The organism is Thalassovita sp., assembly GCF_965218685.1.
Classification (GTDB): Bacteria; Pseudomonadota; Alphaproteobacteria; order Rhodobacterales; family Rhodobacteraceae; genus Thalassobius.
The window spans coordinates 3,126,688-3,136,109 of the sequence record NZ_OZ244657.1 but is presented as its reverse complement, the minus strand read 5'-3'; the positions used below and the strand labels follow the sequence as shown (position 1 = coordinate 3,136,109).

Annotated in this window: 12 protein-coding genes; 7 read left to right on the top strand and 5 right to left on the bottom strand. The window is 62.0% G+C overall.

Annotated features, from left to right (window positions below; translation table 11 throughout):
* The first annotated feature begins 4 nt into the window (after nt 1-4).
* Nucleotides 5-853 (top strand): pantoate--beta-alanine ligase, encoded by an 849-nt coding sequence (gene panC / locus ACOQOQ_RS15530; RefSeq protein WP_420567891.1) that lies wholly within the window; start codon nt 5-7, stop codon nt 851-853.
* Nucleotides 850-1,659 carry a 3-methyl-2-oxobutanoate hydroxymethyltransferase gene (gene panB / locus ACOQOQ_RS15525; protein ID WP_420567890.1) on the top strand — a complete coding sequence of 270 codons (810 nt, stop codon included), beginning with the start codon at nt 850-852 and terminating at the stop codon, nt 1,657-1,659. Before panC ends, panB begins: the two co-directional genes overlap by 4 nt.
* A gap of 288 nt (nt 1,660-1,947) precedes the next feature.
* Here panB and ACOQOQ_RS15520 read toward each other — a convergent pair whose 3' ends face one another.
* Nucleotides 1,948-2,271: a chorismate mutase gene (locus tag ACOQOQ_RS15520; protein ID WP_420567889.1), complete on the bottom strand. Its 324-nt coding sequence runs from the start codon at nt 2,269-2,271 to the stop codon at nt 1,948-1,950.
* Nucleotides 2,272-2,278: 7 nt separating this feature from the next.
* Complete coding sequence (locus ACOQOQ_RS15515) at nt 2,279-2,875, bottom strand: TetR/AcrR family transcriptional regulator (protein WP_420567888.1); 597 nt, start codon at nt 2,873-2,875, stop codon at nt 2,279-2,281.
* A 90-nt stretch (nt 2,876-2,965) separates the two neighbouring features.
* Here ACOQOQ_RS15515 and ACOQOQ_RS15510 point away from each other — a divergent pair, with 90 nt between their 5' ends.
* From ACOQOQ_RS15510 to kynU, 4 genes are all read left to right on the top strand, one after another.
* Nucleotides 2,966-3,373, top strand: a complete 408-nt coding sequence (locus tag ACOQOQ_RS15510; RefSeq protein WP_420567887.1) for a hypothetical protein — start codon at nt 2,966-2,968, stop codon at nt 3,371-3,373.
* Complete coding sequence (locus ACOQOQ_RS15505; protein WP_420567886.1) at nt 3,373-3,876, top strand: DUF1772 domain-containing protein; 504 nt, start codon at nt 3,373-3,375, stop codon at nt 3,874-3,876. Before ACOQOQ_RS15510 ends, ACOQOQ_RS15505 begins: the two co-directional genes overlap by 1 nt.
* A complete protein-coding gene (locus tag ACOQOQ_RS15500) occupies nt 3,876-4,517 on the top strand; it encodes a LysE family translocator (RefSeq protein ID WP_420567885.1) in 642 nt (213 codons plus the stop codon). The genes ACOQOQ_RS15505 and ACOQOQ_RS15500 overlap by 1 nt, the downstream gene beginning before the upstream one ends.
* Nucleotides 4,518-4,628: 111 nt before the next feature.
* A complete protein-coding gene (kynU, locus tag ACOQOQ_RS15495) occupies nt 4,629-5,813 on the top strand; it encodes a kynureninase (protein WP_420567884.1) in 1,185 nt (394 codons plus the stop codon).
* A gap of 4 nt (nt 5,814-5,817) precedes the next feature.
* Here the strand turns inward: kynU and ACOQOQ_RS15490 are convergent, their stop codons facing one another.
* From ACOQOQ_RS15490 to cobS, 3 genes are all read right to left on the bottom strand, one after another.
* Nucleotides 5,818-6,216, bottom strand: coding sequence for an acyl-CoA thioesterase (locus ACOQOQ_RS15490; RefSeq protein ID WP_420567883.1), 399 nt, complete (start codon nt 6,214-6,216; stop codon nt 5,818-5,820).
* A gap of 88 nt (nt 6,217-6,304) precedes the next feature.
* Nucleotides 6,305-7,414 (bottom strand): NADH:flavin oxidoreductase, encoded by a 1,110-nt coding sequence (locus ACOQOQ_RS15485; protein ID WP_420567882.1) that lies wholly within the window; start codon nt 7,412-7,414, stop codon nt 6,305-6,307.
* 116 nt (nt 7,415-7,530) lie between these two features.
* Nucleotides 7,531-8,292, bottom strand: coding sequence for an adenosylcobinamide-GDP ribazoletransferase (cobS, locus tag ACOQOQ_RS15480; RefSeq protein WP_420567881.1), 762 nt, complete (start codon nt 8,290-8,292; stop codon nt 7,531-7,533).
* 90 nt (nt 8,293-8,382) lie between these two features.
* On the opposite strand from cobS, the gene cobT reads away from it, so the two are divergent.
* Entirely contained in the window at nt 8,383-9,399 is a 1,017-nt protein-coding gene (gene cobT / locus ACOQOQ_RS15475) for a nicotinate-nucleotide--dimethylbenzimidazole phosphoribosyltransferase (RefSeq protein WP_420567880.1), read from the top strand.
* The last annotated feature ends 23 nt before the right edge of the window (nt 9,400-9,422 follow it).

The window sequence follows — 9,422 nt, the reverse complement described above, 5'->3', positions numbered from 1 at the left end:
CAGAATGCAAATCTGCCGTACCGTTGCCGAAACCCGCGCGGCCATCGCGGCCTTGCGTGCCAGTGGCAAAACCATCGGATTCGTGCCCACCATGGGGTATCTGCATCAGGGACACATGTCCTTGGTATCCCGCGCGCAGGGCGCTGCCCCAGCCACCGTCGTGTCCATCTTCGTCAACCCGACGCAATTCGGAGAGGCCGCCGATCTGGACGCCTATCCCCGCGATGAAGAACGTGACCTGACCCTATTGCGCGACGCGGGCGTGGATGTCGTGTTCTTACCCGACGTGGCCACCATGTACCCCGAAGGCAACGAAACCATCGTCGAAACCACCCGTCTGGCCAATATGCTGCATGGCAAAGTGCGGCCGGGGCATTTCCGGGGCGTGACCTCGGTCGTGGCGCGGCTGTTTAACATCGTTCAGCCCGACGTGGCCGTGTTCGGCGAAAAGGATTACCAGCAGCTGCAGGTAATCCGCCGCATGGTGCATGATCTGCATTTCCCAATCGAAATCATCGGCGGCACCACCGTGCGCGAAAAGGACGGGCTGGCCATGTCCTCGCGCAATGTGCGCCTGTCGGCCGAGGATCGCGCCGCTGCCGTGGTGCTGTCGCGCGCGCTAAGCGCCGCCGAAGTGGCCGCCCGCCAGCCCGGCGCCACCGTGGATGACATCCGCGACACCATCGCCAACATGATCCAGGCCGAACCGAGCGCCACGCTGACCGGGCTGGATACCGTCTCTGCCGAGAGCCTTGAAAACCTCTTTGGCCCCATCACCGAACCCGTGGCCGTGATGATCTCGGTCCAGTTTTCAGACATTCTTTTGATTGATCAAAGGGTTATCCAAGCATGAGCACTCAGACCCAAATCCGCCGCATCACTGCCCCGCAGATCGCGGCCCGTAAGAATGGCGAGCCCATCGTCTCGTTGACCAGCTATCACGCGCATACCGCCGCGATCGTGGACAAATACGCCGATTTCATTCTGGTGGGCGACAGTCTGGGCATGGTGATGCACGGCATGGACAGCACGCTGGGTGTGTCTCTGGACCTGATGATCATGCATGGCCGCGCCGTGGTGCGCGGCACGCAGCGCGCTCTGGTCGTGGTGGATATGCCCTTTGGCACCTACGAGGAAAGCCCTCAGATTGCCTTTCGCAACGCGGCACGGATCATGCAGGAAACCAACTGCGGCGCGGTCAAACTCGAGGGCGGGGCGCGCATGGCTGACACGATCCGCTTCTTGGTGGAACGCGGCATTCCGGTGATGGCGCATATCGGCCTGACACCCCAGTCGACCAACACGATGGGCGGTTTCAAAACCCAAGGTCGCGATGAAGACAGCTGGCCTGCGCACGAGGCCGATGCCAAGGCCGTGGCCGAGGCTGGCGCCTTTGCCGTGGTGCTGGAGGGCATGGTCGAACCGCTGGCCGCGCGCATCACCAAACAGATCGACATTCCCACCATCGGCATCGGTGCCAGCGCCGATTGCGACGGTCAGATCCTGGTGCTGGAGGATATGCTGGGTCTGAACGAGTGGACCCCGAAATTCGTCAAAGTCTACGGCAATCTGGGCCCAGCCATCGAAGAGGCCGTCAGCTCCTATGCCGACGAGGTCAAATCCCGCGCCTTTCCCGGCCCGGATCAGACCTACAAGTAATACGTCTGCGATTGCGCAGTTGCTGGCAAGTTGCGCCGCTGCCGAAATTGTCGCAACCTACTGTTTGCAAAAGAAAACCTTCGCGTAAACCTGCGAGGATAAGGGCGCCCCCAAGGGGCGTTTGTGGACGATTCTGATGGAAAGAGGACGCGTTCGTCGCTGATACCTAAAGCGCGCTCGCTTTGGGTTCAGGCAGGCCCTTCACTGGTCCCGATCTCCCTTGGAGACGGTCGGCGTTTGCTTCTGTCAGAATTGCCGGTTTGGGCCCATGACCCGTTCCGGATGGTGTCATTCTCCAAGCTCTTTGATTTCGCGCTGTATCGACCATTCGATCAGTTCGGCCCAAAGCTTGCGGGCCAGATCCGGGTCCAAACCCTTTTCGGATGCGGTTGCGCCGACTTTGTTCAGTACCTCGGCCACGCGATCCGTCGTTCGAGCGGGCAGGTCTTCGATTTTCTTAAGGTCCACGGCACGGTCGATATAGCGGCTGCGCGTAACCAGCAGGTTGATAAGCTCGACGTCGATTGCATCGATCTGAACGCGAAGCTGGGCCATGGTCTGGCAGGATGAAGGGGCGAGGAGGGGCGTCATATCAGTAGGTCCAATCGTCATTGTTGTCTCATCCCAAAAGATGACAGAGGTGGCGGACCGCGCGTTCTGATCGATCCTGGCAAAAGGCTTTTGACGGGCTGGGCAGGCGGCCGATGACGCGCCTGATTTGCTGGTCGCCGATTAGCAAATCAAGGTAAAGCGCCACTGCCTGTGCTGTATTGTCGAAGGTAAGCGCGCCCTCGTCGCGGGCGCGTAGCAGCACCTGTTCCAGAAGCGGAAACACCGCCTCGCGCCCAGCCTTGGACAGAGTCGCGCCAAGTTCGCCGCTGCTGTCTGCCGCTGCGGCCCGGTTCAGCGCAACGGCCCGGTCTCCGGTCAGCAGGTCAAGCAGCTTGGGGCCAAGCGTGCCGAGAATGGAAATCGCGTCGTGATCGGTTTCCAGTTCCGCCTTGAGATGCTCTTTCACCTCTTCTGCATTGCGCGTGACAAGCGCCTGAAACAGGCCCTGCTTGTCGCCGTACCAGTTGTACAGCGTTTCATTCGAGGCCCGGGCCCGCTTTGCAATGCCCAGCATAGACGTGCCGCCATAGCCTTTGGCCTCCAGCACTTCATAGGCCGCGTCTTCGATCTGCTGTTGGCGGATGGATCGTTTATCTTCGCGCATTTATTTCTTCCTGCCGTGTTGACAGAAGGCGTAACCGATATTACGGATATGTGCAACCGTAATCACAAATACGCTTTTAGGAGAAGTAATATGACCCAAAATGACCGTACCGCCGTGGCGGCGCTGGCAACCCTGATCGTGCTGCAACTGATCATGCTGTCGGCGCTTTATGCAGGCATCCGGCCGCATCCGCCGGTGGCCACGCCCTTGTTTGGCATCGCCCCGTTTCTTGGCGCCTCGGTGGCCGTTGCGCTGTCCGCGATGATCGTGCAGCCGCTTGCAACCGCCGCCGGGCGCGGCCTGAGCCTGATGGCCGCGGTGATGGCGTTGGTTTCCTTCGGGCCGCAGAAATACTTTGATGCGCAGTTCGCCTTGATCTGGCCCGCTGTTATTCTTGGCCAGATCGCGGCTCTTGTGATCTTGGCCCGCGTGCTGAATGCCCTGCGCCAAAAGGGCGAGGCCGCCCCCTATGCGGCCGCATCCGCGGGACAAGCGTGATGGCGCGCCTTCTTATGCCGATGTCGATGCTCTCTTTATTGAGCATCGGCGCCATTTTCGGGTTCTTCTATGCCTGGATCTGTTCGACCATGTGGGGCCTGGACGCGACCCAGCCTAAGGTCGCGATCACGGCGATGCAGGCGATGAACGCCTCGGTCCGCAACCCGGTTTTCTTTCCGGCGTTCTTTCTGACACCCGTCATTCTGGCCGTGACCGCGTTCATTGCGGCGAACCAGAACTTGATGCGGGCCGCGGTTTTGTTCTTTGCAGGTGGGGCGCTTTATTTCGTCGGGGCGCTTCTGGTCACAGCATTGGTCAACGTTCCGATGAACGAGGCACTGGCGCAAGTGACAGTGCCAGAGGACAGCGATGCAGCCCAAGATATATGGCAGGCCTATTCCGCGCCGTGGCAGTTCTGGAACACGCTTAGAACCATTGCCAGTGGGGGCGCTCTGGTCCTGACCGGCCTTGCCATTTTTTCCCTGAGATCAAAGGCGGCATGATGGAGATATCACTCGCAACATTCGCCCTGCTGGCGCTGGTGGTTGTGGTGACGCCCGGGCCGACAGTGATTTTGGCCTTGTCCAATGGATCGCGGTTTGGCCTTCGGGCCGCCGGCTATGGGATCGCGGGCGCGGCGCTTTCCGACGGCGTTGTGATCGCAGCGGCGGGTCTGGGGCTGGGGGCCGTTCTTGCCGCCTCTGTGGTTTTGTTCAACGTCGTGAAATGGGTCGGGGTCGCCTATCTGCTGTGGATTGGTGTGCAAATGTTGCGGTTCTCGGGGCAGTTGGGGGTGGTTCCAGCACAACCAAACGAGCAGAACTCGGGCGTATCCGGGCGTAAACTGGCGCTATTGCGAAAAAGCTTTCTGGTCGCTGTGACGAACCCCAAAGGGTACGTTTTCTTCACCGCGTTCCTGCCACAGTTCATCGACCCGACTGCGCCACTTTTGGAGCAATATGCCTTGCTTGGGCTGGTCTTTATCGCGACCGACGTGGCCGTGATGGTCGCCTATGCCGGCCTTGGGACAAAAGCGGTGCAATTCCTGAGCGACCGGGGGGCTTTGTGGATCGAACGGTCTTGCGGCGGCCTGCTGATCGCCATGGGCTGCACCCTGGCCTTTATTAGGCGCGGCAATGCGTAGCCCGCTAAATGATCTGCGCAGAACCGGCATCTCAGGCTAAGAAAAACCTCTTTCGTTACCGCGCAACTGCTGGATAATGGCCGCCTAGCCTGACCCGAAAGGAACGCGCGGATGCTGCCCAGAAAAGACCTGTTCGATTTGCCCGAGGGGGTGATCTATCTGGATGGTAACTCGTTGGGGCCTTTGCCCAAAGGGGCGGCTGCGCGGGCCGCGCATGTGATCACCGAGGAATGGGGGCAGCAGCTGATCCGCGCTTGGAACAGCGCTGGCTGGATGGAGCTGCCGCGCCGCGTCGGGGACCGGATCGCACCTTTGATCGGGGCGCCGGCGGGCTCGGTTGCAACCGGGGACACGCTGTCGATCAAGGTCTACCAGGCGCTTGCGGCTGCGCTGCGGATGCGCCCCGACCGGCGGGTGATCCTGTCAGACAACGGCAATTTCCCATCTGACCTGTATATGGCGCAGGGTCTGATCGAGACGATCGGGCAGGGGTACGAATTGCGCACACCCGCACCGCAAGACGTCGCTGCTGCGATTACACCCGAGGTGGCCGTGGTGATGCTGACCCAGGTCGATTATCGGACGGGACGGATGCATGACATGCAGGCCATCACGCGGGCGGCGCATCAGGCGGGGGCTGTGATGATCTGGGATCTGGCGCATAGCGCCGGCGCAGTCCCTGTACAACTGGCGGACGTGGGGGCCGAATTTGCCGTGGGCTGCACCTATAAATACCTCAACGGTGGGCCGGGCGCGCCGGCCTTTATCTATGTGCGCCCCGATCTGGTGGACAGCGTGCAACCCGCTCTGGCCGGATGGCTGGGCCACAAGGCTCCCTTTGCGATGGAGCCGCTCTATCGCCCCGCCATGTCCACCGAGCGTTTGCGTGTGGGCACACCGCCGGTGGTGCAGCTGTCTGTTCTGGATGCGGCGCTGGATGTTTGGGATGAGGTCAAGATGGGCACGCTGCGTGCCGCCTCGATCCACCTGTCGCAGCTTTTCATCACCGAGGTGGAAAAGCTGTGCCCGCAGTTGCGGCTGGTTTCGCCGTCAGATCCGGCGCAAAGGGGGTCTCAGGTTTCCTTTGCGTTCCCTGATGGTTACGCGGCCATGCAGGCTTTGATTGATCGTGGTGTGATCGGGGATTTCCGCGCGCCGGACATCATGCGGTTTGGCATCACGCCGCTGTATCTGGACGAGCAGGACATCCGTCAGGCCGCCCGCATTCTGGCCGAGGTCATCACCGATGAACTGTGGAATGACCCAAAATACCAGACCCGCGCGGCCGTGACCTGAGGGGTCAGTCTTCCCAGTCTTTCAGCCGTTCGCGCACCGTTTCGGGCCACGAGGCAGGCTTGCCCGTACCGTCCACATGCACCAGCGTCGCACGAGTTTCGAACCGGATTTCGCCCTCGGATTCCGCTTGCATGTGATAGCTCATCGAGGTCCGCCCCACCTTTTCCACGCGCAGCACCAGCTCCAGCATGTCGCCGTGACGGCTGGGGCGCAGGAACCGCGTTTCGATGCTGGCGGTGGGCACGCTGTCGGTGCGCAGCAGCAGTTGGAACGGCCAGTCCAGCCCCTCTTCAAAGAAGGTTTCAACGCAGTCGTTCATCATCTCGAAATAGCGGGGAAAGAACACGATCCCCGCCGGATCGCAGTATTTGAACAGAACTTTCTGAACGTAGCGAAATGCCATGAAAATGGAGCCTTTGCATGCAAGAAGAGAAGCGCAAGCAAAGGCCATACACGTGCCGGGGCAGAAAGGAAATGCGGCAGATTTTGCCTTAGACCAGCTGGTGCAGCATGTCCTTTTCATAGGCATGCAAGCTGTCGAACTGGCCAGCGGCCACCTGGTTGGCCCAGTCGGGGTTGGCGATCAACGCGCGCCCCACGGCGACCAGATCGAACTCGTTCCGCTCAACCCGTTCCAGCAAAGTGTCGATACTGGCCGTTTCAGCGGCGCGGAAATCGGCGGTGCCATCATCGGGCAGGAAATCTGCGTTCAGACCGACACTGCCCACGGTGATGCTGGGTTTGCCGGTCAGCTTGCGGGTCCAGCCCGCTAGGTTCAGGTCGCTGCCTTCGAACTCGGGCTCCCAGAAGCGGCGGGTCGAGCAATGGAAGATGTCAACGCCTGCCTCAGCCAGAGGCTGCAGAAACTCGGCCAGTGCCTGGGGCGTTTCGCACAGCCGGGCGCTGTAATCTTGCTGTTTCCACTGCGAATAGCGGAGGATGATGGGGAAATCAGGGCCGACGGCGGCGCGACAGGCCCGGATAATTTCCAGCGCAAATTTCGAGCGCGCGGCCAGATCGCCACCATATGCATCCTCGCGCTGATTGGTGCCGTCCCAAAAGAACTGGTCGATCAGATAGCCATGCGCGCCATGGATTTCGATCGCGTCAAAACCGATGCGCTTGGCATCCGCTGCGGCCTTGGCAAAGGCCGCGATAACGTCGTCGATATCCTCTTGGGTCATCGCGTGGCCTGTCACCTTGCCGGGGCGCGCCATGCCGCTGGGGCTGTGACCGGGCGTGTCACCGCCCGGCATCACGCCGGGGCGCCGGATTGCCCCCACGTGCCAAAGCTGCGGCGCGATCTTGCCGCCCGCCGCATGCACGGCGTCAACCACGCGTTTCCAGCCGGCCAGCGCGTCCTTGCCATAAAAGGCCGGCACGTTGGGATAACCGCTGGCTGCGGGATGGTCGACAAAGGTGCCCTCGGTGATGATCAGGCCCACGCCACCCTCGGCACGGCGGCGGTAGTAATCCACGACCTTGCTGTTCGGCACATTCCCGGGCGAGAAGGTCCGCGTCATCGGCGCCATGGCGATCCGGTTGCGCAGCTTCAGTTTGCCAAGGTCCACGGGGCGAAACAGGATGTCGGTACGGCTCATGGGCGCTCCTTTATTAAATTCCGAGTGTCGGGACGTAATTCCGCGACAGGTTTCCCTCAGAAGTAACGCCTGAATTTACCGGTGCAATTGTTCCCTTGGGTCACATGGACCCAGCGTCAAACTACCAAAGCGGCGCATGTCACCAGCAGGCCGATCTCGCAGATTTGTTGCGAGGCACCCAGCACGTCTCCGGTCTGACCACCAATCTTGGCGCGCGACAAAAGCCCAACCGCAAAGGTCAGCAGGGCGCAGATCGCAGCGCCGGGCAGGGCAGTCGGGCCCAGTGTCAGCACGCCCACACCAAGGGCAAGAAATCCGGCCAGAAGCACCGCCAAGACAGGTGGGTGCCCCACGGAATGGCTGAGCCCGGTGTTCCTTGCATTGGGCAGCCATGTCATCAAAGTGGGCATCCCGGCCCGAGACATCACCGCCACGCCCAGCAGCGCGGGCAACAGCTGGTTCGCAGAGATCAGCAGCTCCAACGCCCACCAGCGCACGGCCAGTCCCAGGATCAGTGCCAGCACGCCATAGGTTCCGATCTGGCTGTCTTTCATGATCTCCAGCCGGCGCGCGGGATCCCATCCGCCCCAGAACCCGTCGGCACAATCGGCCAGACCGTCCTCGTGCATGGCGCCGGTCAGCACGGCCTGTACGGCCAGAACCACCAGCGCGGCAAAGCCGGCGCCCAGCGGCGCCGAAACCCACCCGGACAGCCCGGCTAGCGCGCTGATGACCAGCCCAACAAGCGGATAGGCCCAGGCCGCCTGAGATGCGCGCGCATATGCGTCCTCGGGCAGGCGCAGGGGCAATCGCGTCAGCAGCGAAAGCGCGACGGGCAGGTCACCCATCCGGGGAGTGAAAGAGGTTTTTTCCGCCATGTTGCGCCCTTTTGATCTGTGCACCCCCGATAGCATTGCGCTAAACATCCCGGCAACACTCAGGCAAGCTAAGATCCGGAAAGAGACCCCATGACCCAAGCATTCGCAACCCTCGATCAGTTCCGCTCGATTTTGGCACAAGCCCCGACCGCCGACCTTGAGACCCGCAAAGAGGCCGAGGCGCGAAACGGTCAGCTGACCAAGCCTCCGGGTGCTTTGGGTCGGCTCGAGGATCTGGCGATCTGGTATGCGGGGTGGCGCGGGGATGCGCGGCCTCAGATCAGTGCGCCCCAGGTGGTGGTTTTTGCGGGAAACCACGGTGTGACCGCGCAGGGCGTTTCGGCCTTTCCCGCCGAGGTGACCGAGCAGATGGTGCTGAACTTCCAGCATGGCGGCGCAGCGATCAACCAGCTGTCCAAGGCGTTCGGCGCCAAGATGGATGTTGTCGCCCTGTCGCTGGACACGCCCACCGCTGATTTCACCCAAGCCCCCGCCATGTCAGAGGCCGAGCTGGTTGACGCCCTGCTGACCGGGTGGAACGCCGTTGATCCCAATGCCGATCTGCTGGTGACCGGCGAGATGGGGATCGGCAACACGACCTCTGCTGCGGCGATTGCGCTGGCCCTGTTTGGCGGTGATGCCGCTGATTGGACCGGGCGCGGCACTGGCGTGGATGATGCCGGGCTGGAAACCAAGACGCGCGTCGTGGCCCAGGGCGAGGCGCTGCATGCCGAAGCCATTAAGGACGGTCTGGACGCGTTGCGTTGTCTGGGCGGGCGCGAGCTGGCGGCGATGACGGGCGCGATTGCCCGCGCGCGCGATCTGCGTATTCCGGTGATTCTGGACGGGTTCATTTGCTGCGCCGCCGCCGCATGCCTTGAGCAGACCGTGCCCTTCGCGCTGGATCATTGCGTGGCCGGTCACGTCAGCGCCGAGGCTGCCCATCCGCGTTTGCTGAACGCGTTGAACAAGGCGCCGCTGGTGTCGCTTGGGTTGCGGCTGGGCGAGGGTTCGGGCGCGGCGCTGGCGATCGGCGTTCTGAAGGGGGCGGTTGCGTGCCATTCGGGCATGGCCACCTTCGCCGAGGCAGGCGTGTCGGACGGCTGATCACCGGGCCGGGGCCTTTGGCC

Bases quoted from the DNA above. Each gene is read 5' to 3' on its own strand.
- ACOQOQ_RS15490 (WP_420567883.1), bottom strand. From the start codon at position 6,216: ATGGCATTTCGCTACGTTCAGAAAGTTCTGTTCAAATACTGCGATCCG.
- panC (WP_420567891.1), top strand. From the start codon at position 5: ATGCAAATCTGCCGTACCGTTGCCGAAACCCGCGCGGCCATCGCGGCC.
- panB (WP_420567890.1), top strand. From the start codon at position 850: ATGAGCACTCAGACCCAAATCCGCCGCATCACTGCCCCGCAGATCGCG.
- cobT (WP_420567880.1), top strand. From the start codon at position 8,383: ATGACCCAAGCATTCGCAACCCTCGATCAGTTCCGCTCGATTTTGGCA.
- ACOQOQ_RS15500 (WP_420567885.1), top strand. From the start codon at position 3,876: ATGGAGATATCACTCGCAACATTCGCCCTGCTGGCGCTGGTGGTTGTG.
- ACOQOQ_RS15485 (WP_420567882.1), bottom strand. From the start codon at position 7,414: ATGAGCCGTACCGACATCCTGTTTCGCCCCGTGGACCTTGGCAAACTG.
- ACOQOQ_RS15520 (WP_420567889.1), bottom strand. From the start codon at position 2,271: ATGACGATTGGACCTACTGATATGACGCCCCTCCTCGCCCCTTCATCC.
- ACOQOQ_RS15515 (WP_420567888.1), bottom strand. From the start codon at position 2,875: ATGCGCGAAGATAAACGATCCATCCGCCAACAGCAGATCGAAGACGCG.
- kynU (WP_420567884.1), top strand. From the start codon at position 4,629: ATGCTGCCCAGAAAAGACCTGTTCGATTTGCCCGAGGGGGTGATCTAT.
- cobS (WP_420567881.1), bottom strand. From the start codon at position 8,292: ATGGCGGAAAAAACCTCTTTCACTCCCCGGATGGGTGACCTGCCCGTC.
- ACOQOQ_RS15510 (WP_420567887.1), top strand. From the start codon at position 2,966: ATGACCCAAAATGACCGTACCGCCGTGGCGGCGCTGGCAACCCTGATC.
- ACOQOQ_RS15505 (WP_420567886.1), top strand. From the start codon at position 3,373: ATGGCGCGCCTTCTTATGCCGATGTCGATGCTCTCTTTATTGAGCATC.